This is a genomic window from Pseudomonas sp. LBUM1660 (assembly GCF_059695935.1).
This window is the reverse complement of the sequence record NZ_CP166795.1, coordinates 3,758,744-3,784,841: the sequence shown is the minus strand read 5'-3', so window position 1 is coordinate 3,784,841 and position 26,098 is coordinate 3,758,744. Positions and strand designations below refer to the sequence as shown.

The following is a 26,098-nucleotide window of genomic DNA, read 5'->3' as shown; positions in this document are numbered from 1 at the left end:
CAATCTTGCTTGAATGGACGCCTGTATCTCATAAATGCGGGGCATCTGTGTCTATCGAGAATCCCACTGGAGCGGTACGGTCCACAGATCCTCTGTCATTGATGAGCCACCCATGGATCTAACGGATGTTCCCTTTGGTACGACCGACTGGTCGACTGTCGAACCTGTCCAGCACGCCGGACAGACGGGCACTGCCTATTGGCGAACCTGCCAGTTTGGTTCGACGCGTGTGCGGATGGTTGAATACAGTCCTGGCTATCTGGCCGATCACTGGTGCTGGAGAGGGCATATCCTGTTGTGCCTGGAAGGCGAGTTGCACACGGAACTGGAGGATGGTCGCCAGTTCACTCTTACGTCGGGGATGAGCTATCAGGTGGGCAGCAACGCTGAGGGGCATCGATCTTTCAGCACCACGGGTGCGAAGTTGTTTATCGTGGACTGACTCTGTTACTGACCCTTGTCGATCCATTGCAAAATCAGGAGCTCATCGAAGGACGTTTGTGGCAGCGCTGTGCGGCCATTCTGCCTGTCCAGAGCTTGACTGAGTAAAATCAGCGCGTAAAAAAGCCCGGCTTGTCAGGCCGGGCTTCTTGTTGGATGCCGCAGTAAAGCCATTCATTCAGGCAGCGCGGCTTTCGATCAGGCGGTCGGAACCACCTTCGGCAACGCGGTTTTCAATCAGACGGTCGGAACCACCTTCAGCAACGCGATTTTCAATCAGACGGTCAGAACCACCTTCAGCGACGCGGTTTTCGATCAGACGGTCGGAACCACCTTCAGCGACGCGGCTTTCGATCAGACGGTCGGAACCACCTTCAGCGACGCGGCTTTCGATCAGGCGGTCGGAACCACCCTCAGCAACGCGGTTTTCGATCAGACGGTCGGAGCCACCTTCAGCGACGCGGTTTTCGATCAGACGATCCGAACCACCCTCAGCCACACGACTTTCAATCAGACGATCCGAGCCGCCTTCAGCGACAACCGGGTGAGCAGAAGAAGCGGCGAAAGCGTTAACTGCAAAAACCGAGAAAGCGATGCTGAGAAGGATTTGGCGTTTCATGATGGTGTGCTCCGGGGGTGTAGTTGTTGGGTATGGAGGCGATGTTACGCCGCGGAGTTTTTAAGAGAACTTCATTGAGTTGATGGTGACTATCGATGGCGGCAATGGATGCGCCTCACGCCCGTGCCGCCGGCCATCGAAAAGTCCTCGGAGCTCGTTTTAGCAATAATGGCGAAGCGTGTGCCGGTCCTCGGCCAGAGTTACCGGTGGTCATGAAGCCTCGTTTCAAGAGGTGAGAAAGTCCTGATGGTTGACCTTGCTGCACGGCTCGGGAAACGAACCGCTCATCGCTCAATTCGACCGCTTAGGCGGGTAGTTGCCGAGCAAGCCCCCGGACTTATTGCCCGTTTTGCTGGGTAAGTTGGGCACCAGAAGTCCGTCAACACCACCGTGTCGCAACCGAGCTCGGCGCGGAAGGCGATGTTTCCAGCACCTGCGTGACGGTGCGGATGCGGTAGTCGGCCATGGCTTGAAGGACGTCGAGTGGAGCCTGGGTGTCGATGAGCAGGGAGGCCGGGATCAGGTCGATTCCGGTGAGGGGGATGTATCTTTCCAAAGGTAAAACTCCGATCAAAGCGAAGATTGACTGTCCCTCAATCGTCGCCAAACGATTGGGTGAAAGCTGTACGCAGGTTGGCGAACCGGGATCGGAAGATCGTGTCCCTGGACGTGGTGTAACTCCCGTGTTCTTGGCTGTTGAGTTTGATGCCTCAGTTAATTATGGCTGATAGTTTAGCCGTGGGGTTGTCACTCACCGCCTGGAAGCCTTCCAGCTGCATGTAGCGCTTCTGCAGGCTCCATTCGTCGTTCTGCTCCAGTAGCATGGCGCCGACCAGGCGCACGATGGCGGCGTCGTTGGGGAAGATGCCCACCACGTCGGTTCGCCGCTTGACCTCGGCGTTTAAGCGTTCCAGTGGATTGGTGCTGTGGATCTGTTGCCGGTGGGCCTTGGGAAATGTCATGTGCGCCAGGACTTCGTCCTCGCTGGCATCCATCAGCTGGCTGATTTTCGGGTACTTTTCGCGTAATTGATCCGCCACGACACGCCATTGCCGGCGTGATTCGGCCTCATTGTCCTGGGCAAAGACCGTGCGCAGCAGGGCCGCCACCATGGTGCGCTGGCCTTTGCCCACATGGGCCATGGCATTGCGCATGAAATGGACCCGGCAACGTTGCCAGGTCGCGTTGAGTACCTTAAAGATCGCGGCCTTCAGGCCTTCATGAGCGTCGGAGATCACCAGCTTTACGCCCCGCAGTCCTCGCCGCATCAGGCTGCGCAAAAAATCCGTCCAGAACGGTTCAGCCTCCGAGGGGCCTACGCGCATGCCCAGCACTTCACGACCTCCGTCAGTGTTGACGGCCACGGCGATTATGACGGCGACCGAGACGATCCGTCCGGCCTCCCGCACTTTGACGTACGTCGCATCGATCCACAGATAAGGCCAATCTCCTTCGATGGGGCGATCCAGGAAGGCGTGCACACGCTCATCGATTTCGCCCGCGAGTCGTGAAACCTGGCTTTTGGAAATCCCGGTCATGCCCATGGCCTTGACCAACTCGTCGACCGATCGCGTTGAGACGCCTTGGATGTAGGCCTCCTGAATGACCGCGGCCAAGGCCTTTTCAGCGGTGCGGCGCGGCTCCAGGAAGCCAGGGAAGTAGCTGCCACTGCGCAGCTTGGGGATGCGCAGATCCACGTCACCGGTGCGCGTCTGCCACAAACGGTCCCGATAGCCGTTGCGGCTGTTGGTGCGCTCCATGCTCTTGATGTCGTAGCCGGCGCCGCACAGGCCTTCAACATCGAGTTCCATCATGCGCTGGGCGACAAATTGAATCATTTGCCTGAGCAAATCGACGTCAGCCCCTTTCTCCAGCAGCTCGTTCAGTGAGACAGTAGGTTTGGTCATCGTGGTTCTCCCGGTTCAGGTTAGGTCTTTGCAAACTCAACCTTAGCCAAGAACCACGGTGACCCACTTCTTTCGCCGCAAGGCGCCTTCAGCTGGTTTCAGTTACACCACTTCCAGGGACACGATCGGATCGGAATACCGGCAGACCCGAAGGTCTCCCGCGCACAGCTGCCATAAAGACAGCTTTGCGGGCAAGCAAAAGCGCCTGCATTAAAGCACAGCGCTTTTGCATCCGATCGATCAGGTCGCCAAACCCGAATCGCCATTTTGGGCGACGGGGCGGACTGTAAGCTTCATCGGAGCGACGGGCAAGGTTAGGATTTCCGAGGTTTGTGTAGGAGATTTATGGCGGTCCTAGGACCGTTACACCCCTACAGTGAGCGACTTTGGCGAAGCGTTTTTACACACTCTGGGCCATTAGCTGCCGGTCAGCACGGGCGGAAAGCGGCAAGAAGCAGACACTCAAAAAGCGTCCTGAACGATCAGGTTCTCATGTCATGAAATCATCCAGCTGTCGTACCATCGGCACATCGACAGAACGGAGGTTGATATGGGCAATGGTCAGGGCAAACGAGTCGTTGTCATTGGTGCAGGCATCGTGGGCGCGTCATTGGCGTATCACTTGGCAGGTAAAGGCGCGAATGTCACCTTGGTCGAGGCTGAAGGTATAGCTTCCGGAGTGACTGGCAGTTCATTCGCTTGGATCAATACCTCACACCCCGAACCTGACCCAATTGCGCAACTGCGCGGTTCTGCAATCAAGGAGTACCGCCGACTCGAAACGCAGCTGCCTGGTCTGAAGATACGATGGACAGGTGCCTTGTCTTACAGCGTGATGGCGAGTGGAGCGCTGCCGATCTCAGGTAACCAAGCTTCGGCAAACCTGGTGTCTCGATCGCAGATTCTCGACCTTGAACCAAATCTCAAGAACCCTCCTCAGTCTGCTTTATATGCGACTGAAGAAGGGGCGCTGGATGCAGTGGCAGTTTCGCATGCGTTAATCGCAGGTGCCGAGGCATATGGGGCGAAAACTCTCACTCAGACGCGAGTGCTCGGTTTTGTAACCCAGGGTGCAAAGGTGACCGGAGTCAAAACAACAATAGGCATCATCGATGCCGATATTGTCGTATTGGCAGCCGGGACAGGCATCACGAAGCTGACAGACATGCTTGAAGTGTCCCTGCCAATAGAGGCCTCACCTGCCATTTTCATCCGTTACAAGTCACAACCCAACCTCGTGCACACCCTCATCTCCAGCCCTGAAATGGAAGTGAGGCAAAGTTCGGATGGTGCGTTGCTGGCGGCAGAAGATTACCTGGACGACGCCATGGAAAATCAGCCGGCAGCGATAGCGCTTCGAACTGCCAAGACAATCCAGAACGAACTCCATGGTGTTGTTTCCATAGATCCGGAATGGGCTTGTGTCGGACTTAGGCCCATGCCTGCCGATGGCATCCCCGTCATCGGTTATCTACCAAAAGTGGGCGGCGTCTATGTTTGTGCAATGCACCCTGGAATTACTTTGGCGGCGGTAGTGGGACGCCTTGCCAGCGAGGAGATCATCGATGACAAGGTGTCCAGTGCCCTTTGCCCATGCCGGCCCGATCGATTCTTCCAAGCGTAGGGGATCCTCTTGTGAGACAGCAATCTGCCAGACGCGGCCACTGGGATGTATGTCTCAGAACAGCAGGCAAATTCCACCGCACGTCCAACGTCACTACCTTGTCTTCACCGTGACGAACATTTTGATGCGGTCGTGAATCTCTTGGAATGCATGGCGAAAAGCCTCATGCCTCTCGCTCGTCGTCGGGTCTTCAAAGCTCCACACGATCACCTCACCCGACGATGGCATCCTCGAAGCTTCTTCGGAGGACTTGTCACACAGAGTGATGACGTAGTGAAACTCCTCCCCCTCAAACTCATCGATCGATTTGCTCCGCAGGCCGCTGGTCTCTATGCCTGTGTGTTCGAGAGACTCCAGGGTTCGAGGATCAATTTCGCCGGGTTCCAAGCCGGCACTGAAAGCTTCGAAGTTTGATGAGTCGGTGTGGCGAAGCAGCGCTTCCGCCAACAGTGAACGGACGTCATTTTTCGCGCAGACAAATAGCACCCGAAATTTGTCAGTCATTTCTATCTCCTCCGCTGGAACAGTGATCCGAGAAAACGACATTGCTCAGTTAAGCAGCGTTTTGATCGACCGACTTCAATTCGAAGGCATGCACTATTTCCAAATCTTTCAGTGCCCGCATCATCCGTGCCCGTTGCAGTAGCGGTAAACATGTCAGATTGAACAGCGCTGGTTTAGCTTGCTGCCTCTAGCACGTTCAAAAGATCAACGAACTGGCCTGTCAGCTTGTGATGCCTGTCGAGGTGAATCAAAGGCTGGCACCGTTCATGAGACTCACGCATCTTGACCGAACTGCCGAGATACACGGGGAGAATCGGCAATCCTTCCTTGATGAGTTCTTCAACCAGATTGCGGTGGAAACCCGTGGTGCTTAGATAGTGATTGATGACGATCCCTTCAACGACCAGTGACTCATTATGGTCAGCCTGTAGTTCGGCCACCTGCGCCAGCACCTGATACAACGCCTGGCGAGCGAACGTATCGCAATCAAATGGAATCAAAACCGCATCAGCGGCGATGAGCGCACTGAACGCATAGAAATTCATTGCCGGAGGCGTATCGATGTAAACCCGGTCGTAGTTTTCGGAAATGTCGTCGAGCAGCCGGCGCAGTTTGTTTATCTTGAACTTCGCTTCGAGTTTGGGCTGCAGGTCGGCAAGTTCGCTGCTGGCCGTGATGAGGTGAAGATTGTCGTAGGGTGTCTCTATGATCTGAGCGCGACTTTTTTTTGCAGCAGGCCCTGAAGACAATGTTTGCTTGAAAAAATCCGCAATACCCACCGGGATGTCATTCCCGGTCATGCCAGTGAGGTAATAAGTAGAGTTGGCCTGGGCATCCAGATCGACAACGAGCGTCCGGTAGCCTTCCATTGCACTTGCAGCAGCCAGGTTGCAGACGATGCTCGACTTACCAACACCACCCTTTTGATTGAAAACAACACGACGCATCAACGCCCTTCCTGCGGCAAAAGATTCCAGTCTATCGATTTCCTGCGAATCCACAGCGGCAACTTGATGAATTTTATATTGCAGTCGCTGTGCGCAATGGCGGCAACGAACAGTAGTTCTGCTACGCTCTGCGAACCCCCAAATTTAAACGAGGACGATGATGTCTTTTGTCGACGATTTTGTGGCTCAGATCATTTCACTGGAAGTCTCCCTCTATCACTCGCGCGCCCGACTCCAAGCCAACAGCGACAGCGAAGCCCTGCATGATCTGAGGATCGCGGTGCGGAAAATACGCAGCCTTTTGCGTCCGCTGCGCAACATGCCTGAGGTCTCAGCGTTGAATCTATCTGCAGCCGATGTCGGTAGAGCGACTACCCCCACGAGGGATCTGGAGGTCATCGTTGGTGAACTGCAGACAATGGGCTATCCGCGCCAGGCGACGAGCCGAAGCGCAGCCCTGACAGAACAGTATCGGAAGATCGCCACCAGCCCGGTGCTCGACAAACTATTTGCCGAACTGCATCGATGGCCGGAGATGTTCAGGACAGCCGAGAGAGCCGGCGAGCTGGTTGATGTCAAACGACAAATTGAGAAAGCCCTGAAGAAAAGAATCACTCAACTGATCGCTGGACTTCGGGATAAAGATTTTGATCGGCACGAGCTGAGGATCATCGTGAAAAACGCGAGATACCTCTCCGATGCGTTTCCAACACTGTCACCGCTCAAGGCAAAATCCCGAGCTCAATTGAAGTCGGTACAAGCGTCGCTTGGCTCATGGCACGATCATCATCAATGGTGCCTGCGGGCCGAGGCTGAACCTGACTTGCTCGAAATCGCACCCTACTGGGAAGTCGCGTCAGAACAGGCGCTGGCTGATGCCGAGCTAAAATTGGCGTCGCTGGTTGATCACCTAGAGAAAGACCTGGCGAAGTCTAAAGACTGATATCTAATTGCCTTGAAAGGCTTGACCATTTGGCGCCACTCTTGAGCGTCCGCGATGGGTCGGCTAACGACCTCTGCTCATTGTGACTGATCCACCCTTGTCCTCCCTCAACGTGGAGGACGAGCCATGGACACTCTTGTAAAAAACAGACATCAGCCTTGGAACAAGGGAAAGCTTGTCGGGCAAAAAGCCCCGCTTCGAGTCAGAGATATTTGGGCCATTCGGGTCAGGCTCCAGCTTGCGGAGAAGACACGGGATCTGGCGCTCCTCAACTAGGCTATCGACAGCAAATTGCGTGCCTGTGATTTAACCAAGCTTGGAGTACGGGATATAGCACATGGAGAACATGTGTCGTCACGGGTCATCGTGATGCAGCAGAAAACCCAGCACCCAGTGCAATTTGCAATCGCTGAGCAAACCCGAACCGTTCTGGAGGCTTGGGTGCGACAGGCCCGCCTCCGCACCGAGGATTTTTTGTTTCCGACCCGGCTGCACAGCTCAGATCATCTCTCCACCAGGCAATAGTAAAAGCGTGGGTCACCGCGATTGGCCTTGACCCAAGCATGTACGGTACTCACACGCTACGGCGAACCAAGGCATCACTGATCTATCGCAGGACGAAGAACCTGAGAGCGGTCCAACTCCTGCTTGGTCATACGAAGCTTGAAAGCACCGTCAGATACTTGGGAATCGAGGTCGATGATGCCCTAGAAATGGCGGAACATACGGAAGTCTAACCATCCCTAGTGACGGTCGATGCAAGACCGTCGCTATTCGACCCAAAGCTGTCATTAAATGGAGGTAAGGAAGCGGGTTTCGAGGCCCGCACTTGCTGGCGGTAGCGCATTAATCAATACGACGGCATCGTCGCCCTGGTTAACGTAGATCAAGGAGTCACCGGTCTCGAACGTAACTCTGAATCCGGCCAGCCAAGGCTCTTGCCCGTTGAAAGAGTCAAGAATTCCCTCAATTGCGCAAATTTTTGTGTTCTCGAGGTGGGTTGCTGATAAACCTGCAAGCAGGTTTTCCCTCTTCCAGGAGCAGGTCACGTTCGGCTCTGTTTCGAAGGAAGCCGGAGTATCAGACGGTAATAAGTCCGCGCCTACTCTCTCGCCATCACTCAAAAGATACATGGATAAAACTTCTCGCTCGCCAAAACGCCACTCTAGAGAACCTATGAATCCCAGATCTTTCTCGTCGTTGAAATAGTACTGGTCGTGCAGCAGCACGCTCAGTCGCGTTCCCAAAAGCGAACGTGCGTTTCACAGGTCTCGGACAGCTCTTGCTGGGAACGGGGAGTGGCGACCAGACATCAGGCACCTCATATAGGTGGGAAAAGAGGCAGATACTACACAAACGCCATTACGTCCGCTTTGGCCCAGAGTGTGTAAAAACGCTTCGCCAAAATTGAAGTGTGTGCGTCTACGTTAAATCTGAAATTTGTCGGCACGTCAGCAGATGTGGATTTCGCGTAGAAGCGCGATTTTCAGTCCGGTTTTGAGTACCTGTCGCGCTCAAAAACGTTTTTACACAGCCTCGGCCGATAGCTGCCCGTCGCGGAGGGCATTTGACGACCCACAGCTGACGGTGCCGACCAGGCAGAAATCGGCAAGAAGCGGACGTTGAAACTAGCGAAAATAAATCAGCGAAAATAAATCTATCCCCTTTGCTTCGGTCCCCTTTGCTTCACGGCTTCGTCTCCGGAACGATAAAACTAACCACCGTACTGGTCAGAATTTTATGACTCGGATCAGCCACTTCAAGAAGCACCTTGTGAGCGCCCGGCGTCAGTCCAACCAAAATAATCGGGTCTTCACTGGTGTGCGCCCATGTACCTTTCCAGTCGTCGACGGTCACGTGAAGGTGACCGAGACGTGGTGATACTTCAACAGCCGTTTTGCCAAATACCGGCATGATCCGCGCGTGCTCTGCTCGATACTGGATGATGACCACTCCGCGGGCGAGCGGCGCGGCGAGCGGCGGATAGGCAATGAGTTTTGGCCCCGTCTCAGACTCCAATGGGAGTATGGCCGGTGGCTGATCGGTGTCTGCTACCCCTTGACCCCACGCTGCCATGCAAAAGAACACACCCAAAGCAAGGGCGAATAGATTCCTGAGAGCGAGGGGCATGGTGTTTTTCTCCCGTGTGATCTCTTTCAAGGCTAGATCAAACCGGGCAGTTGTCTATGCCAAAGCTGCCTCGCTCTGCAAAACAGCCGAGAGGGGAGGGGCAGACAATTGGTGTTGAATACGAGCCTTTTAATGACTGTGATCGGCTAAAAATAGCCAGTGAATGGAGCGACGCAAAATGACAGCTAAGCTTCTTTCTACTGTCGGGCTTATTGAGCAGATTGGGCTTTGCGGCCATGGCGTATAACCGCCTTCAGCGGTCACCACGCCGTTACAACATCCTGCCCGATCTTGAGCGTTAGCCCTTCACAACAGCCTCGGAGGGGAGCCAATGAAACGTTTCGTCATGCTCATCGTGATCTCTTTGCTGACCACTGCTTGTCAGAGCACAAATGATAATGGCGTCACCCGACTAGACAATTGTGTCTGCTATAAATCGACCGAGGCACAACATTTGCCAGCATCGCAAATTGCATGGACAGACCCCGAAACGTTGCAAAAACAATTCTCACATTGCATTTGCCGAGCCTTGGTTGACCTGAAGAAGGTGGATGATCCCGGTAAATTTTTCGTGCCCGGAACCGAAATAAGAACGGAACTGAAATAAAACGAGATCGGAAAAGGCGATCACTAGAGGTGGCGTGCGAAGCAGTCCGCAACCGTCTGTGCTCAACGTCCATATTCAACGTAGGGCCCCAAGTAGAAACCTTGCGAATCCCAGTTGATTCGATAAATTACTTCTTTCCCTGGCTTGATCTTGGCAGCAACAGTTTTGATCGCGGCACCCGCACATAATCCTGACTCGGCGAGCCCTGCACCAAGATTCACTTCGCCGGCAGGCAAAACGAACGATGCCTTTTGACCGGGACCTATCTTGGCTGCGCGCTGACCATCAATGTAAAACAGGGCGTTACATCCCGCACCGACAAACCCGTCATCACGGAGAATGGTCAGGCGTCCCGAGTCTTTCGTACCGTGGCTTTTGATCGCGTACATCTCACTGGCTGGCACTGGCCGAGCGTCAGAAACCCGCATAGGTGAGGTTGCGCACCCGCCCAAAGCCAGCAAGAGCGCCCCCGTTGCGATAATCCTTCGCATCACTTGTCTCTCCTGAAAAAGGGCATGTGTGAATGCTCTGAGCATAGCGCCAGCTATCAGTGCGCAAGATACAAGGTGGGTCAATATCTCCAGAAAACTGGAGTTACAAGTACCAACACCGTCAGGATTTCCAGTCTTCCCAGCAGCATTCCAATGGTCAGTAGCCATTTGGCCGAATCAGGTAATGTTGAGAAATTACCGGCCGGCCCAATGATCGTGCCGAGCCCTGGCCCGACGTTACACACCGCAGTAGCGGCACCGCTCAACGCTGTTGTCCAATCAAGCCCAATGAGCGCCAGGCCCAAGGCGATGGCCGCAATAGTGATCGTGAAGAAGAACGAGAAGGTCAAAAGCGAGCGCAGGATCTCCTCGTCGATGGGATGACCGTTGTACTTCTTCTGTATCACGGCTCGAGGATGGATCAACTGCTTCAAGCTACTGACCAGGAGAGCGGCTGCAACCTGAAAACGGAAGATTTTAAGACCACCTGCCGTTGAGCCTGAACATCCACCGACGAAGGTCAGGTAGAAGAAGAGCAAGACAGCGAAGCTTCCCCACAAGGTGTAGTCGCCAACCGCAATTCCGGTGGTCGTGACAACCGAGGTCACGTTCACTGCCACGATACGAAACGCGTCCCACCATCCGTAATCGCTGTGAAAATACAGCCAAGTTCCCACGCTCAGCGATGTGACGAACAGGAACCCAATAAATCCGCGTACCTGGTGATCCTTGATCAGCGCGCGCCGATTGCCCCGCAATGTCGCGACGTACAAGGTGAAGGGCAGGCTGCCCAGAATCATGATGGCCACCGCTACCCAGTGAATCGCTGGTTGCGTCCAATGCCCAAGTGAGGAGTCTGAAGTCGAAAATCCCCCAGTGGAGATCAACGACATTGCGTGGTTGACCGCTTCAAATGGCGTCATTCCAGCGAGCCAGAGCGCCAGGGTTCCGATGCCAGTCAGCCCAAGGTAGAGCAAAAGAATGTACTTGGCTGCCATGTGGGAGCGAGGTGTCACTTTCTCCGACCAATCTGAGGACTCTGTCTGGAACAGACGCATGCCGCCTACTCGCAACAGTGGGAGGATCGCCACAGCCATGCCGATAAAGCCGATACCTCCCAACCAATGCAGCATGGAGCGCCATATCAACAAGCCGGGAGATGAGCTATCCAAACCGGTGAGTACAGTCGAGCCAGTGGTTGTGATACCAGACATCGTTTCAAAGAATGCATCGGTGTAGCTGATATCGCTGATGAACACCATCGGCAACGCTGCGAAGGTGCACACAACTACCCAGCTTCCGGTCGTCAGCAGGTACATATCCCTAGGACGAAGCTGGCCAGTATCCGGGCGTCCCCGCACGATTAACAGCAGGCCACATATAAAGGTGATCAAACTCGACCAGAGAAATGCTGACAGATCGTCGCTACGCTCATAGGCCACCAGTGTGATCATGGGAATAGCCATGCTCACGGCCAGCGTGATCAGAAAAAGTCCTAGGATGAATCCGATAAGCCGAATGGCTGCGAGGGACATAACAAAAGCGTTCCAAATTTTCACCGCGCAGTATCGGATGCCCAAACTGATAACCCCGTAAATTTTGCGTAAAGTTTCTGCAAAAAAACCGTCAGGATCCGTGCGTCAAAGGGCGACGCGCGAATAGCCCATCATTTACTGATGCTGTCCGAATGTGGGAAATCGAACGGGTCGTGCCCAGCCCTCTAGGATTTATTTTAGATAGTTCGTTTCATTCAGTGTCTCCGATCACTCGCGCGAGGTGGTGCAGCATGCGAAGCAGTCCGCAACCGTCTGGGCTCAACGTCCATATTCAACGTAGGGCCCCAAGTAGAAACCTTGCGTATCCCAGTTGATTCGATAAATCACTTCTCTCCCTGGCTTGATCTTGGCCGCGACCGTTTTGATCGCGGCACCCGCACATAATCCAGATTCGGCGAGCCCGGCACCGAGATTCACTTCACCGGCAGGCAAAACGAACGATGCCTTTTGACCGGGACCTATCTTGGCTGCGCGCTGACCATCAATGTAAAACAGGGCGTCACATCCCGCACCGACAAACCCGTCATCACGGAGAATGGTCAGGCGTCCAGGATCTTTCGTGCCCTGGCTTTTAAACGCGTACATCTTGTCGGCCGGCACTGGCCGCGCTTCAGAAACCGGCATGGGTGAGGTTGCGCACCCGCCCAAAGTCAGCAAGAGAGCCCCCGTTGCGATACTCCTTCGCATAATGCTTTCCCTCCTGAAAAAGGGCGAATGTATCAGAGCAGTCAGACTGCTTTGCTTCATAAAGCCATTCGCCCAAAACGCTTTAAATAGATCTGTCACCTTTCATCTTCGTCACCTTTCATCTTCAAGGCTTCTTCGGCGGATAGTTACCGCGCAAACCCCCGGACTTGTTGCCGGTTATGCTGGGCAGGTTAGGCACGACCGGCCGGGACTTGGGCTGAGGGTTGGAGCGGCTACGGGGTTGAGGTTGCTTGCTCATTTTGCGCCTCCTGAATGCAGCCATTCGCGAAAGGGCCTACTCATTCAGCTTAGCTGCTTGGCGAAATGGGCTGCACCGTTCGGCACTTGGGGAAAGTGCTGCAGCCCCAAAACTGTTGACCGCTCCTCGGGCCACCGTTGTATGTCCGCACCACCAGCGCACTGCCGCAACGCGGGCATTGGCGCGAGGCTGATGGATCGTCGCGCTGCTTCAGGCGTTGCACATGCTCACGCCGGGTAGCGAGCGTCGGCGCCAGGCGATCTGCTTGCAAGGTCTGCAACATGGCTGCCACCTGCGCCTCGCTGAACACCGTTTGCTGGAAAGACTTGATGTAACCAACCCAGCCACTGCCTCGGGTGACATTAGCCGGCATCCTGGTCTTGAAAGTGCTTGGGCCGACAAACACGATGACCGAATGCACAAAGTCCGGGCCGATACCCAACGCCGCTTGCAGAGCCTTCAAGTGCTTGTAGTTCTGGCGGTTAGGGTTCTGGAAGGTGTTGCGCTTCTTGTAGATCTGCTGCGTCCACTGAGCCTGCTTCTCACCACCGAAGATCCAGCCTTTCATGTACTTGGTTTCCAGCACGAAAATGCCGAAGGGTGACACAAACACATGGTCGATCTGCGTGGTGCCGTCCGGGGTGATCAGCGTCACGTCATGCAGGCGATGGTAAACCTGACGATCCAATCTAAAGTGCGCATGCAAACGCACCAGACGTTCACCGAACCAGCCTTTGAACAGGCGCGTGTGCAGCAGCGTCCATACCAGCATCAGCGGTAGTAGCCATATCAGGATGTTGAGTAAAGGTTGCAGGATAACGGAGGCGTTCACTTGGCAGTCCTTTGCAGTGAGAGGAGGGGTGTTGAGTTGTCTGGTGCTACGTCCCAGTAAAACATTCCGGACCGCAAACAAAACGGGCGCCAGATAGGCGCCCTTTTTCATTTACTCCGCTGCCTGCGCCCGCAAGCGTCGGCCGATCACATCCATCAAGTCACAGCCATCGCGCAATGGGATGGCCAGCAATTTGGAGAAGTCCGTCAACACCACCGTGTCACAACCGAGCTCGGCGCGGAAGGCGATGTTTTCCAGCACCTGAGTGACGGTGCGGATGCGGTAGTCGGCCATGGCTTGAAGGACGTCGAGTGGAGCTTGGGTGTCGATGAGCAGGGAGGCCGGGATCAGGTCGATTCCGGTGAGAGGCATGTATCTTTCCATAGATGAAATCTCGTTTAAATTGTTGAGACTGCCAACAGATCGTCGCCAAACGAAGAGGGTGGCAGTTGTGCGCAGGTTGGCGAACCGGAAACGAGTAACCGGCAGACCCGAAGGTCTCCCGCGCACAACCGCCATAAAACTGCGGTTTTGCAGATGCGATGACGCCTGCAAATAAGCAGAACGCCCTCGCACTCGTATCTCGGGTCGCCAAACCCGATCGCCATTTTGGGCGACGGGCGGACTATAAGCTTGAACGGGGCGACGGGCAAGGTTAGGGATTCTGAGGTTTTCGTAGGAGATTTATAGCAGTCCTAGGACCGTTACATCCCTTCCGTGAGCGACTGCTATCGGCCCAGAGTGTGTCAAAACCCTTGTTAGTGGCTTCCACTCTAGTGTTTTTTCCTACTCAGCCCAGGTCAGACATCAGTTGCTCAGATTCAGTATAAGATTCCGGAAATCAGCAGGTACGCCGACAACGTGGGCTAGAGGCTAGAAATCTGGGGGTTGGATGATTGCAAGCAACGTTTCATATCTTTGTCCGGTTTGTGGATACCCCGGGCTTGAAGAGCCTCCATACGATGAGGTTGACTGCTCTTCGTTTGGCATGTGCCCGTCCTGCGGTACGCAGTTTGGCTATGATGACGCAACATCTGCTCATGCTGATTTGCGGAAATTATGGATCTCTAAAGGAATGCTTTGGTGGAGCAAAGCTCAAGCGTCGCCGAGTGGTTGGGACCCGGTAAGGCAACTACAGGCGGTTGAAAAACGCATCAATATCTGAACAGAGCACCGCTCTTAGCCCTGCTATGATTTCTGAGGATTTCATCGCAGGGATCGCCCATGAAGCGCTTTATCCAAGGTGAACATCGAGGCCAAGAAACCTTCCTTCCCGCGAGCCTCGACGATTACGTCACGGATGCCAATCCGGTGCGCGTAGTCGACATCTTTGTCGACGAACTGGACCTGGTCAAACTAGGTTTCGAGGGCGCCTTACCTGCTGATACAGGCCGGCCGGCTTACCATCCCTCGGTCCTGCTAAAGATCTACATCTACGGCTATCTGAACCGCATTCCATCGAGCCGGCGTCTTGAACGAGAAGCCCAACGCAACGTCGAGCTGATGTGGCTGACCGGGCGTTTGATGCCCGATTTCAAGACCATCGCCAACTTCCGAAAAGACAACAGCAAGGCCATCCGAGGTGTCTGCCGCCAGTTCGTGGTGCTCTGTCAGCAGCTAGGACTGTTCGAAGAAAATCTGGTCGCCATCGACGGCAGTAAATTCAAGGCCGTCAATAACCGCGACCGCAATTTCACCAGCGCCAAGCTGAAACGGCGGATGGAAGAAATTGAATCAAGTATCAGTCGGTACCTGACTACGCTCGACGAAACCGATCGGCAAGAACCCTCGGTCGCTCAGCCCAAGGCTGCTCGTCTGCAAGAGAAAATCGACAAGCTCAAAGCTCAGATGAAAGAGTTGCAGGTCATTGAAACTCAGCTCAACGAATCACCGGATAAACAGGTCTCACTGACCGATCCAGACGCCCGTTCCATGATGACGCGCGGCACTGGAATCGTCGGTTACAACGTGCAGACAGCAGTCGATACCCAGCACCATTTGATCGTTGCGCATGAGGTGACCAACGTCGGTTCCGACCGCGATCTACTCAGCTCGATGGCCAAGCAGGCCCGCGAGGCGATGGCGTCAGATACGTTGTCGGTAGTGGCTGACCGAGGTTACTTCAAAAGCGAACAAATCCTAGCTTGTCACGATGCAGGCATCACCGCCTATGTGCCCAAGCCGATGACCTCTGGAGCCAAGGCTGACGGGCGTTTCAATAACGATGCCTTCATCTATGACGCGGCAAAAAACGAATACATTTGTCCCGCTGGAGAGGCGTTGATCTGGCGCTTTTCCAGCGTTGAAAAAGGCCTGAAGTTGCACCGTTACTGGAGTTCTAATTGCCAGGGATGCGCGCTGAAATCGAAGTGCACACCGAGCAAGCATCGGCGAGTTCGGCGATGGGAGCATGAAGCCGTATTGGAGGAAATGCAGAACAGGCTGAGCAACGCGCCGGACATGATGCGAGTCCGCAAGCGTACGGTCGAGCATCCCTTCGGGACACTCAAACAATGGATGGGCGCCACACATTTCCTGACACGAAAGCTGAACGGAGTAAGTGCGGAGATGAGCTTGAACGTCCTCGCCTACAACTTGAAACGAGTCATGAAAATTCTCGGTACCAGCGGTTTAATGAAGGCGCTGTCGGCCTGAAGAGGTCTGTATTTTGGCCACCCAGCAAGGTAGAAGCGGCGCTAGGGGCTCCCAGACCCTCGTGATGATCCGCAGGACTTGTTGTGAGCAATTACTCAGCTAACAACCGTCAGCGCTGCGCGCCGACAGTGCATCGGCGCGTTTTTACACACTCTGGGCCAGAAGCGGACGCTCGTTCAGTTAATTCCAAACACCCATCGATAGTGCGCCGCAGTACATAGCGGTGGTGCACACGATAACTTGGGCAATCATGAAACCGAAGCCGGCTCCCAGAAACGCAAAGCCCGCGACAATCCATGGCAAGCTCGTATTTACACGGAACCTCAACAACCAAGCCGAAACACTTGTGCCGACGACCATCCCCGGGACAGAAAATAAATGACCCAACCCAACGAGACCGCCATCACGACCCGAGCTGGATACGATCGCCATGTAGACTAGAAGAGTGACAACCGCTGCGGCTGTCGTTCCAGTTAGAAACAGGGCCCGAGAACGTAGAATCAATCCTGGTAGCAACATTACCACTGGCACTCCAATGAGATACCAGAAGCCTAAGTAAAGCGTGTTGCCACCACTGGATGCGTAAACGAGAACGAGAGTGATCAAAACCATTGAACAGACTAGATCATCCCTAAATCCCATTTTCATTCCCTTGCCTCGCTTTCAGCGTCGTTATTGTTGAAATAGATTAGCTGACGTCGAGGTCTTCGTTCCGTTGCCCGCTATGGGTCTATGACGCCTGTCGCCACCGGCAGCAATGGGTGGAGAGCTGCCAGGCTTTTGCCTTCTTGGGTCACTCAGTCAGAATCGAACCTACTGAAAGCAGATATTTCCATGCCTTGTCGCTGGTAATTTTATTTGGCTCAAGCACACACAACGAGCTCCACAATGGAGGTAACCCTGCCGCCTCCATGTAAGTAGAAAAATCAATGAAGGCGTCCCTGCCTACGGCATCAACACTGAACCAAGTCGCATCGCACTCGGGGCAAAGGTGCAAAATTTCGTCTGTTGCCCGCACTTGAACTTTGATAATCTCGTCTTGCTCACATCTTGGACAAGTCATTGTTTTATCTCATGAAATATGTGGAACATATCATTACGTCCCCGTTTGGTTTTTCACATTATTCTGCTTTGGGGCGAGCATCTGCTTTTAGCCGTTTTCCGCCTGTCGTGACGGGCCGAAATCGACCCAATGCAGCCGTTCGTATGAAACTGAAGTCACTCAAATGGCCTGTCAGTTTCAACTAACAAGATTGCAAGCTTATCTACCCATCAGCATGGATACGGACAACAGGGGCCGACAGTAGTGTTAGCGTTGTTTGGATTCGCAGCATTTTCCTACCCGTTCGGCAAGAACCAAAATCGCGGTCAGCACCGTCCCGAGCGAATGTGCTGACCGTGACTCCGTCTTATCGAACCAGTTCGATCTCACTCGGCCGCCACGCTTTCGTGAAGAACGATTCAAGTGGGCTGTAGAGGCGCAGAATCGTAAACCAGCCCTTGTCTGGCGTGGTCTGAATCCAGTTACCCGCCTTGGCATCAGCGGGTTTTGAGGGGCCGAAGTAGATGGTCGTGGACCCGTCCGCATTCTCGACGGCGGCCGGTGAAGGGTAGGTCTGACTACCGGCGCGCGGGTAGCGCTGCGGCGTCTGGAGCATCGACCGCGACTGGTTGTCGTAGACGGTGAACGACCAGAATTTGGCCGCTGGAATTTTCGGCGGCAAGGTCACTTTGTAGGTCTTGCCGCCATCGAAGGGATTCTTTTGCGCATCGGTGAAGCCCATGAGGTACTGCGAGCCTACATTGGGCAGGCGCATGATCATACCCGGCGAATCCATGGTGTAGCCGTAATAAAAGGCCGTGCGCGAATCGAGCGTTCGCGCACCGGTAGGGGGTAATGGCTTGAACAAGCCTTCCTTGGTGATCATGGGCGGCGGTGTCTCAAAGTTGAAACCTCCCTGCCATAGCATGCTGGCCCACATCGAATTCGGGTAGTAAGCCCAGCCGGGGTATTCGGCGCCACGAAAGTTCAGTGATCGTCCCGCTGCATTGCCCACGGCCGCCGCGTCGGTGAGGATCTTCTTCATCCGCTCGTCCGGAGCAAAGTGCTTGCCCTTGACGATCCCGATGGCCGCCAGTTGGCCAAGGAGTTCCGGGTCGAACGAGGTGGCGGGTTCCAGCTGCACAAGTTTGTCGAGCATCTCGTAATAGGCAAAGTCATTAGGGGGAATGGTGTTGAAAGACTTGCCGCTGCCCTCCACGAATTTTGTCGGCGGTATCGGCGGATTGGGCTCCAGCCTGATCTGGCCGGCGAGCGCCGTGGCGATGCTGGTGCCGTAGCCGCCGGGTGTGTAAGGATAAATCTTCAGCTTGTCTTTGATCAGGTCGACAGCGGGTTTCGGATCATTGTTCTCCATGAAGGCGCGAACGGCATAGAGCACATGATTGGTTTTCGCTCGGCCTACGAAGAAGCCACTGTCTGGCAGCGGACCATCATAGTCAGGCGGCACGACCAGGTACTTTCCTCCTTCGCCCCGATCCGGGCCGGGCGCGCCGATGTCGATGATCCAGCCGAACCACATGTCATTGAGCGTGCCGAGTGATTTGGGTGGCACCTCAACCACCAACGGTCCTTTCGTCAAGTCGAGAACCGAGAGCGTATAGATGGTGTCGGCGTTGGCGGTGAGAAAGAGTGAGTTCGAGTCCATCAGGTCGGAGAAGATGATCACCGTATTGTCTTCAGCCCCAATGCTGTGGAAGCCCTCGCGAATCGCATAGGCTGAGGCGCCTGAAAAACTGTTCATGAACGCGTCGATGCCGCGAGTGAACGCCAAGGTGTCGTAGACGTCTTGTGTGGTTTCCACGCTCGGCGCGCCGTCCTTGAACTCCAACGAGCCGATACGGGTTTCGATGCGATCTGGCGTAGTGATCCCCGGGGGGATTACGGTTGCCGTCTGCGCCGCGCTTATCACAGGCAAAGCTAGCGCCACAAAAGCCGTCAGTACGGCGATTGGTTTGAGAATGTGCTCCATGGCGTTCTCCTGGGGGGCTGCCTAATGCATTGGCTACTCAAACTGAGAGCGTGAATGGTGCAAGGGGATTCTCAAGAGTTCGGGAAACTACATACCCACCTCCCTGCTCATCTCCAAGGTGTGGTGACACTGGTACACCCGGATGCCCCTTTACAGATAATGCGCACAGTTGATGTAGTAGCTCGAAATGCTCGATCAGTTCTTCCTGCAGAACCAAGCATAGGTGCACATTTGCCATCGCTCCAACCGTCGACTGCTTTTGGCCGAAAGCGGAATGTCAGCAAACATTAGAATTCCCATCGTTAGGGTTGCTGGCGCCCAGCTTGAATCTCCACTGCTGGATGGCCGTTTTTGACCCAAAGCTACCAATCATTTGTATCTACAGAGTCCGCCGCAATTCACTGTCAATGAAGCACCTCCTCGTCCAAGTAGTTGCTGAGGCACTCGATAAAAGCCTGGTGCTTGCGTGTATGGCGCTGTGGACTGGATAGATTACATGGACTTTCGATCCGAATTGGTCCGGCTCCGGGATTAGGTCGGGTAGCACTTGCATCAGTTCACCGCGCCTGAGGTAGGGAGCTACGCTCCACTGCGGACAGAACTGCAAACCCTTGCCGGCCAAGAGCGCGAAGAGCAGGAAGTCGTAATTGACGCTCGCCAACCGAGGTGTTGGCTGCGATATGCGCTGGCGCTCTGCCTGACATCCGGTAAGGGTATAGTTCAACTTGACGCCGCCCAAGGGAAGATAAGCCCGGGCCCATAAAATCTCCATAATGATTGGACACTTCATGCTGACCGCTTTTTTGCAGTATCCCGTTTCATTTGGCGACCCAGCAGCAAATTTCAATAAAATTCGCGATGCCGTTGACTCGGCACAATTTGATCTCTTGGTAATGCCCGAACTTTGCACCATCGGTTATTTTCACGACTCGCGTGAGGCATTGTTTCTTCATGCTGAATCGGCGCTCGATGGGCCAACGGCGCAGTTCTTACTGCAACTGTCGGCAGACAAGAATGCAACGCTAATTGCGGGCATCGCCGAGCGTGACGGCGATCAAATCTACAACACGGCGATTGTCGTATCGCGAGGGCGCTGGCTGGGAAAGCAACGCAAGTGCCACCTGTCACGAATAGAAAAGCTCCTCTTCACCTCTGGCGATTCATTAGCGTGTTTCGATGACGGAATCTGCCGTTTCGGCGTTCTTACCTGTTTCGACCTCTGGATGCCAGAAGCCGCGCGGTTGCTGGTGCGCCAAGGTGCGCAGTTACTGTGTTGTCCAGCCAACTATGGTGGGCCTTGGACAACCCAGCTTGCGCGCATTCGCGCAATGGAAAACGCCACTCCGCTTATCTGTGCCAATCGTACTGGTGTGGAAATGTATGCAGGCGCAGAGGCGACATTCAGAGGTGAAAGCCAAATTGTCGGGCCTATGGGAGAAGTTTGGACATCCGCCACAGAAGAGACCTCGCTTGGCTTGTCGATAATCGACCCAGCAGCGCACGTTCTCAAGGCGAATCCTATGTGCGATGACTTGATGGAAGAGGCAAGTCGCTATGCTTTATCAGGCCCACACCAAAAATGAACAAGCCACGTCTGGCGGCAAAGCCAGCAACCTGAAAAAGACGACTTAAACGGCGGATCGGAAGATGCCGTTGAAGCGGATGAGGGTATGAGGGTATGAGGGTATGAAGCTGCACCTGAGCGCGAGACAAGGCTACCAATCGATCCAACCGTGCAGTCGTCGGTGTCGTAGGCAGTTGCTGTGTTGAAAGCCGTTCGTGAACGGCCCCTTCTGGCCGAGCGCGGACATTTACTCACGCTGTCCAAATCCGCGAAATCGAACAGGTGACGCCCAGTCCCCTAGCGTAGAATTTCCAAACGCGAGCCCACCCCGAGACGGATCCTCAATGCAAACCCCCACCACCCAACACCCCCTCTGGAAAACCTACCTCCTTTTCCTCGCCCCCATGGTCCTCTCCAATTTCCTCCAATCCATGTCGGGCACGATCAACAGCATCTACATCGGCCAAATGCTCGGCACCCAAGCCCTGGCGGCCGTATCGGGCATGTTTCCCATCGTCTTCTTCTTCATCGCCCTGGTCATCGGCCTCGGCGCGGGTGCGGGGGTGCTCATCGGTCAGGCCTGGGGCGCACGCGAGCCGCATTTGGTGAAAACCATCGCCGGCACCACGTTGCTGTTAGGCGCAATGATCGGTCTTTCAGCGGCGGTGCTAGGCAGCGTCTTCGCACGACCAGCCCTCCAAGGCCTCGGCACGCCGGCCGACGTTATAGACGACGCGGTGTCTTACGCCCACGTGATGATGTGGATCATGCCGTCGCTGCTGGTCTACGTGCTGTTCACTCAACTGCTGCGCGGGGTCAGCGATACGGTGTCGCCGTTGATTGCGTTGGTGGTGTCGACGTGTATCGGCTTGGCGCTGACGCCGGCGTTGATTCGGGGGTGGTTCGGGTTGCCGATGATGGGGATTCAGAGTGCGGCGTATGCGGGGCTGGCGGGGAATTTGTCGGCGATGGGGTGGTTGGCGTGGCGGTTGATTCGCAAGGGTCATCCGTTGGCGCCGGACCGGGAGATGTTTGCGGCGATGCGCCTGGATCTGGTGATTCTCGGCAAGGTGTTGCGCATCGGTTTGCCGACTGGGTTGCAGATGGTGGTGTTGTCGGTGTCGGAGTTGGTGATTCTGGCGCTGGTGAATCAGCACGGTTCGCAGGCGACGGCGGCGTATGGGGCGGTGACGCAGATCGTCAATTACGTGCAGTTTCCGGCGTTGTCGATTGCGATCACCGCATCGATCCTTGGCGCTCAGGCGATCGGGGCAGGGCGGCTTGAGCGCATGGGGCCGATTTTGCGCACGGGGTTGTTGATCAATGTGTGCCTGACCGGTGGCCTGGTGGTGTTGGGTTATTTGCTGTCGCACTGGTTGCTGGGGTTGTTCCTCACGGAGGATTCGACCCGGGCGATGGCGGAGCATTTGTTGCACATCATGCTCTGGAGTCTGTTGGTGTTTGGCTTCCAGGCGATTGTCGGCGGCATCATGCGCGCCAGTGGTTCGGTGCTGGTGCCGATGGCGATTTCGATTTTCTGCGTGGTCGGCGTGCAGTTGCCGGTGGCGTATGTGCTGGACGGGCAGTTTGGGTTGCAGGGTGTGTGGATGGCCTTTCCGGTGGCGTACCTTGGGATGCTGGTGTTGCAGACGGCGTATTACAAAAAGGTCTGGAAGCATCAGGCGATTGAGCGGTTGGTGTAGCGCCGCGACGTAAAAAATGGGCTGCCGTGCGAACGGCGGCCCATTTTTTTTGCAGGGTGTGCGGTCGTTGCTTATTCCTCGAGGACTTCCGGCGATACCACCCACACGCTGCAGGGCATTTTGTACAGCAGGTGTTCCACCGTGCTGCCGATCAGCCGGCCGAGGCCGTGGTGGCCAACCCGGCCCATGACGATCACGTCGACGTTGTAGGCATCGGCATAACTGGCCAGGACTTTGGCCGGGTTGCCCATCACCATGTGCCGTTGTTCCGGCGGAATGCCGTTGCGTTCGGCCAGAGCGTTGAACGCTTCGCCCTGCGCGTCGTACAGGGTTTTGGCGTTGGTCGAGGAGAAGAATTTGGAGGCGTCGCCGAAGCCGAATTCATCGGCGCCGATGGACGACAGGTCATAGGCGTACACCACGTCGACCTGGGCGTTGCAGGCCGTGCCCAGCTTCACCGCTTCATGCAGGATGCGGTCATTGAAGCCTTCGTATTGGCCATCGCGATGGAACGGGTCGACCGCCGCGACGATCCGGCGCGGCAAGGCGTGTTGCACGTTGCTGACAAAATGCAGCGGCACCGGGCATTCGCGTAGCAGGTGGATGTCCAGCGGCGTGAACAACATCCGCGACAGCAGCGATTCGTGTTCAAGCGCCTTGATCACCAGGGTCATCGGCTGCTCTTTGAGGTGGATCAGGATTTCCTGCAACGGCCGTTCGACCCAGACCACTTCGGTAGTGACGGTCACGCCGATCTTGCGCAAAGGGCGGGCCTGTTCTTCCAGCCACTGGCGATGGCGCTCGACGTACCCGAGGCGCATCTGCTCCAGGGCGTCCCGGTTGACCAGGCTGGCGGTGGCCAGGCCTTCCAGGAAGTCGAACGCGACAATGTGCAGCGCCGCGTCTTCTGCCTTGGCCAGCGCGGCGGCCCGGTCGAACGCGGGGCTGTTTTCCATCAGGGGCGAGGCGATGAGCATGAAGCGTGATTGTTCGGTCATGACAATTCTCCCTTGGGTCTTCACTCAGACGCTGGCCTGAAGTGGCCGCGAGGGTTGGCTGGAGCGTTTACCTGAAGCCCATATTGGCGGACCTCCGGGATGGACCGCTTGATCTTTGTCAAACCTGCGCGTGTCAGCGTGAGGGCGCCCAACGTTTGGTTGCCTGGGCCATACTCAAAGAGGTTGATCATGATCAACCTGGGCATAAACGGTTCGGCGCATGCTGGCGTGAACTGAACGCAGGCGACCCCCGGCTTATCCGGATTGAGAGTCCAATGAATGAAACCCTTGGCGGCATGGCCGGCGCGGCGGCTGCGCTGGGGATCGGCATGCTCATCGGTCTTGAACGCGAACGGCACAAGGGGCGAGGGGACAGCCGTGCCTGTGCCGGTTTGCGCACGTTCGCGATTACCGCGTTGCTGGGGTATGGCGCGATGCAAGTGGGCGGTGGCCTGCTGTTGGGGATCATGGCGACCTGTGTGGCGCTGCTGGTCACCGTGGCGTACTGGCGCAGCCTGAGCGATGACCCGGGTGTGACCAGCGAAGTGGCCTTGCTCACGGTGTTGGTACTGGGCGCGTTGTGCGTCACTGCGCCGGAGCTGGCCATTGCCATCGGCGTGGTGATGGCGGGGTTGCTGGCGTATCGGCAGAAGTTGCACCACTTTGCGCGCAGTCAATTGACCGAAGCGGAATTGCGCGACGGGCTGGTGCTGCTGGTGGCTGCGCTGGTGGTATTGCCGTTGGCGCCGGACCGCTTCATCGGTCCCTATTCGGCGATCAATCTGCGGACCATTTGCACCTTGACCGTGCTGCTGATGGCGATCGGCGCGGTGGGGCATATTGCCGTGCGTACCTTGGGCAGTCGTTACGGCTATGCGATCAGTGCCATCGCCTCCGGTTTTGCGTCCAGTACCGTGACCATCGCTACGATGGGGCACCTGGTCAGCAAGGAGCCCGGCAACATCAAGACCCTCAGCGCGGCGGCGATATTGTCCAATCTGGCCACCTTCACGCAGGTCGGCCTGATCCTGGGGGCGGTTGACCCCGATCTGCTGCGTCACCTGTGGGGGCCGCTGTTGTGCGGGCTCGCTGCCACCGCGCTCTATGGCCTGAGTCTGATGTTTCACAAGCCGGCGACCGGCGCCAGTCAGCCGATCAAGGTCGGTGGGGCCTTCAACCTCAAGTTGGCCGTGGTCGTCACGTTGACCTTGACCGGTATTACGTTCCTGTCGTCGATGATGCTCAGCTACTTCGGCGAAGTGGGGGTGATGCTGACGGCCGCCTTCACCGGTTTCGCCGATGCGCATGCCTCGACGGCCTCGATTGCGGCCCTAGCCAAGTCCGGGTTGTTGCCGTTTGATGCCATTTCCGCGCCTGTGCTGCTCGCGGTCAGCAGCAATTCCCTGAGCAAATGCGTGGTGGCCTGGGTCAGCGGCGGGCGCCGGTTCGCCGCGTATGTGGTGCCCGGCCAAGTGTTGCTGACGCTGGCGATGTGGGCGGGCCTCTTGGTGCACTTAGTGCGCGTCTCGCCCGGCAACTGACAAAGATCAAGTCGCCGGAACCCGGAACGCTCACTCTGAACGTCTGTTCACTCCCATCCCGATGGCCACGTGCCGAGGTGCCCCATGTCGCAGATTCAGCGTTTATTGTTAATCGCTCCCCAAGCCATGACCCGCACGCCGGCCTTCGACCGTGCCGCCGCGTTGGCGCTGGCCATGCAAATGCCGTTGCACATCGTCGCCTTTGATTATTTGCAGGCCCTGGCGGTGGCGGGGTTGTTTGCTCCAGAACAGATCAGCCTGGCTCGGGACGGGTATTTGCAAACCCATCGGCAATGGCTCGCCGAGCAAGCCGCGCTGATGAGCAAGCACGGCGTCGAGGTCACCAGCGAGGTGGTCTGGGTGCAGCATCCGTATGAGGAGATCCTGCATTTCGTCAACGAGATGCCCTTGGCGCTGATCATCAAGGATGCGCAGGAAGAGTCAGCCTTGAAGCGCGTGTTTTTCACGCCGCTGGACTGGCAGTTATTGCGCGATTGCCCGGTGCCGGTGCACCTGGTGACCAGCGCCCTCAACCCCAAGCCGCGCAACGTGCTGGGCATCATCGATGTGTTGCGCAGCGAAGACCAGGACCACGTGTTCAACGACCAGATTATCGACGCCGCGGCGAAGCTGGCCACCGTGTGTGGTGCAACGCTTGAGCTGGTGCATGCGTATGACTGGACGGCCGTGTATGCCCAGGACATTGGCTTCGGCGCGCTGCCATTGGCCGTCGGGGTTTATGAAACCCTGGGCACGGTCCAGCACGAAGCGTTTGCGGCAATGGCTGAGCGCCACGGCGTACCACCGCAAAATCGCCACTTCATCGAGGGCGCGCCGCTGACGAGCATTTGTGATTTTGCCGCCGAGCACCACACCGATGTCATCGTGATGGGGACGGTGCAGCACAAGGGGCTGAACAAGCTGTTGGGCACCACGGCCGAGCAACTGCTGCATCGGGCGCCTTGCAGTGTATTGGCGATCAAACCGGGCCGGGTTTTACAATCCTGAAGGCTGGATCGCCCCGCGATGAGCCGTTGGCCGGCACATCGCGGGGCGAT

Annotated in this window: 24 protein-coding genes and 1 pseudogene; 10 read left to right on the top strand and 15 right to left on the bottom strand. The window is 56.0% G+C overall.

Annotation, left to right across the window (positions count from 1 at the left end):
• The first annotated feature begins 112 nt into the window (after positions 1-112).
• Positions 113-442 (top strand): DHCW motif cupin fold protein, encoded by a 330-nt coding sequence (locus ACA068_RS17725; RefSeq protein ID WP_497303604.1) that lies wholly within the window; start codon positions 113-115, stop codon positions 440-442.
• A gap of 177 nt (positions 443-619) precedes the next feature.
• On the opposite strand, the gene ACA068_RS17720 is transcribed toward ACA068_RS17725, so the two are convergent.
• The 3 genes and pseudogenes from ACA068_RS17720 to ACA068_RS17710 all read right to left on the bottom strand — a co-directional run bounded on the left by ACA068_RS17720 (position 620) and on the right by ACA068_RS17710 (position 2,967).
• Positions 620-1,060: a phage infection protein gene (locus ACA068_RS17720; protein ID WP_497303602.1), complete on the bottom strand. Its 441-nt coding sequence runs from the start codon at positions 1,058-1,060 to the stop codon at positions 620-622.
• A gap of 371 nt (positions 1,061-1,431) precedes the next feature.
• Positions 1,432-1,616 (bottom strand): annotated as a pseudogene (locus ACA068_RS17715) (hypothetical protein); the annotation flags it as partial.
• Positions 1,617-1,770: 154 nt separating this feature from the next.
• Positions 1,771-2,967 carry an IS256 family transposase gene (locus ACA068_RS17710; protein ID WP_497303600.1) on the bottom strand — a complete coding sequence of 399 codons (1,197 nt, stop codon included), beginning with the start codon at positions 2,965-2,967 and terminating at the stop codon, positions 1,771-1,773.
• A 550-nt stretch (positions 2,968-3,517) separates the two neighbouring features.
• On the opposite strand from ACA068_RS17710, the gene ACA068_RS17705 reads away from it, so the two are divergent.
• Positions 3,518-4,591 (top strand): NAD(P)/FAD-dependent oxidoreductase, encoded by a 1,074-nt coding sequence (locus ACA068_RS17705; RefSeq protein ID WP_497303598.1) that lies wholly within the window; start codon positions 3,518-3,520, stop codon positions 4,589-4,591.
• A gap of 93 nt (positions 4,592-4,684) precedes the next feature.
• Here ACA068_RS17705 and ACA068_RS17700 read toward each other — a convergent pair whose 3' ends face one another.
• On the bottom strand, positions 4,685-5,095 hold the full coding sequence (locus ACA068_RS17700) for an arsenate reductase ArsC (protein ID WP_497303596.1): 411 nt from the start codon (positions 5,093-5,095) through the stop codon (positions 4,685-4,687).
• A gap of 173 nt (positions 5,096-5,268) precedes the next feature.
• Positions 5,269-6,042: a ParA family protein gene (locus tag ACA068_RS17695; protein ID WP_497303594.1), complete on the bottom strand. Its 774-nt coding sequence runs from the start codon at positions 6,040-6,042 to the stop codon at positions 5,269-5,271.
• Between the two features lie 160 nt (positions 6,043-6,202).
• Here ACA068_RS17695 and ACA068_RS17690 point away from each other — a divergent pair, with 160 nt between their 5' ends.
• Complete coding sequence (locus tag ACA068_RS17690; protein WP_497303592.1) at positions 6,203-6,985, top strand: CHAD domain-containing protein; 783 nt, start codon at positions 6,203-6,205, stop codon at positions 6,983-6,985.
• A 437-nt stretch (positions 6,986-7,422) separates the two neighbouring features.
• A complete protein-coding gene (locus ACA068_RS17685; protein ID WP_497303590.1) occupies positions 7,423-7,722 on the top strand; it encodes a tyrosine-type recombinase/integrase in 300 nt (99 codons plus the stop codon).
• Positions 7,723-7,776: 54 nt separating this feature from the next.
• Here ACA068_RS17685 and ACA068_RS17680 read toward each other — a convergent pair whose 3' ends face one another.
• Both ACA068_RS17680 and ACA068_RS17675 read right to left on the bottom strand, forming a co-directional pair.
• Positions 7,777-8,214 (bottom strand): hypothetical protein, encoded by a 438-nt coding sequence (locus ACA068_RS17680; RefSeq protein WP_497303588.1) that lies wholly within the window; start codon positions 8,212-8,214, stop codon positions 7,777-7,779.
• Between the two features lie 457 nt (positions 8,215-8,671).
• Positions 8,672-9,115 carry a DUF6130 family protein gene (locus ACA068_RS17675; protein WP_497310618.1) on the bottom strand — a complete coding sequence of 148 codons (444 nt, stop codon included), beginning with the start codon at positions 9,113-9,115 and terminating at the stop codon, positions 8,672-8,674.
• Positions 9,116-9,446: 331 nt separating this feature from the next.
• On the opposite strand from ACA068_RS17675, the gene ACA068_RS17670 reads away from it, so the two are divergent.
• Complete coding sequence (locus ACA068_RS17670) at positions 9,447-9,722, top strand: hypothetical protein (RefSeq protein ID WP_497303586.1); 276 nt, start codon at positions 9,447-9,449, stop codon at positions 9,720-9,722.
• Between the two features lie 62 nt (positions 9,723-9,784).
• On the opposite strand, the gene ACA068_RS17665 is transcribed toward ACA068_RS17670, so the two are convergent.
• The 6 genes from ACA068_RS17665 to ACA068_RS17640 form a co-directional block, all read right to left on the bottom strand.
• Positions 9,785-10,111, bottom strand: a complete 327-nt coding sequence (locus ACA068_RS17665) for a hypothetical protein (protein WP_497303585.1) — start codon at positions 10,109-10,111, stop codon at positions 9,785-9,787.
• 182 nt (positions 10,112-10,293) lie between these two features.
• Positions 10,294-11,748, bottom strand: coding sequence for a TrkH family potassium uptake protein (locus ACA068_RS17660; protein ID WP_497303583.1), 1,455 nt, complete (start codon positions 11,746-11,748; stop codon positions 10,294-10,296).
• Between the two features lie 279 nt (positions 11,749-12,027).
• Positions 12,028-12,456: a hypothetical protein gene (locus ACA068_RS17655; RefSeq protein WP_497310617.1), complete on the bottom strand. Its 429-nt coding sequence runs from the start codon at positions 12,454-12,456 to the stop codon at positions 12,028-12,030.
• Positions 12,457-12,580: 124 nt separating this feature from the next.
• Positions 12,581-12,715, bottom strand: coding sequence for a hypothetical protein (locus tag ACA068_RS17650; RefSeq protein ID WP_497303581.1), 135 nt, complete (start codon positions 12,713-12,715; stop codon positions 12,581-12,583).
• A 49-nt stretch (positions 12,716-12,764) separates the two neighbouring features.
• The gene (locus ACA068_RS17645) at positions 12,765-13,487 is read right to left on the bottom strand and encodes a nuclease-related domain-containing protein (RefSeq protein ID WP_497310616.1); all 723 of its coding nucleotides are present in this window, start codon (positions 13,485-13,487) and stop codon (positions 12,765-12,767) included.
• Between the two features lie 171 nt (positions 13,488-13,658).
• Entirely contained in the window at positions 13,659-13,931 is a 273-nt protein-coding gene (locus ACA068_RS17640) for a hypothetical protein (protein ID WP_042932149.1), read from the bottom strand.
• Between the two features lie 840 nt (positions 13,932-14,771).
• Here ACA068_RS17640 and ACA068_RS17635 point away from each other — a divergent pair.
• Positions 14,772-16,202 (top strand): IS1182 family transposase, encoded by a 1,431-nt coding sequence (locus ACA068_RS17635; RefSeq protein ID WP_497303579.1) that lies wholly within the window; start codon positions 14,772-14,774, stop codon positions 16,200-16,202.
• Positions 16,203-17,611: 1,409 nt separating this feature from the next.
• Here the strand turns inward: ACA068_RS17635 and ACA068_RS17630 are convergent.
• Positions 17,612-19,234, bottom strand: a complete 1,623-nt coding sequence (locus tag ACA068_RS17630; RefSeq protein WP_497303577.1) for a DUF1254 domain-containing protein — start codon at positions 19,232-19,234, stop codon at positions 17,612-17,614.
• Between the two features lie 788 nt (positions 19,235-20,022).
• On the opposite strand from ACA068_RS17630, the gene ACA068_RS17625 reads away from it, so the two are divergent.
• Entirely contained in the window at positions 20,023-20,817 is a 795-nt protein-coding gene (locus tag ACA068_RS17625; RefSeq protein WP_497303575.1) for a nitrilase-related carbon-nitrogen hydrolase, read from the top strand.
• Between the two features lie 325 nt (positions 20,818-21,142).
• Entirely contained in the window at positions 21,143-22,501 is a 1,359-nt protein-coding gene (locus ACA068_RS17620) for an MATE family efflux transporter (RefSeq protein WP_497303573.1), read from the top strand.
• A 71-nt stretch (positions 22,502-22,572) separates the two neighbouring features.
• Here ACA068_RS17620 and ACA068_RS17615 read toward each other — a convergent pair whose 3' ends face one another.
• Positions 22,573-23,499: a universal stress protein gene (locus ACA068_RS17615; RefSeq protein WP_497303571.1), complete on the bottom strand. Its 927-nt coding sequence runs from the start codon at positions 23,497-23,499 to the stop codon at positions 22,573-22,575.
• 275 nt (positions 23,500-23,774) lie between these two features.
• Between ACA068_RS17615 and ACA068_RS17610 the strand changes: the two genes are divergently transcribed.
• Both ACA068_RS17610 and ACA068_RS17605 read left to right on the top strand, forming a co-directional pair.
• Positions 23,775-25,040, top strand: coding sequence for an MgtC/SapB family protein (locus ACA068_RS17610; RefSeq protein ID WP_497303569.1), 1,266 nt, complete (start codon positions 23,775-23,777; stop codon positions 25,038-25,040).
• Positions 25,041-25,124: 84 nt separating this feature from the next.
• On the top strand, positions 25,125-26,048 hold the full coding sequence (locus tag ACA068_RS17605) for a universal stress protein (RefSeq protein ID WP_497303567.1): 924 nt from the start codon (positions 25,125-25,127) through the stop codon (positions 26,046-26,048).
• The last annotated feature ends 50 nt before the right edge of the window (positions 26,049-26,098 follow it).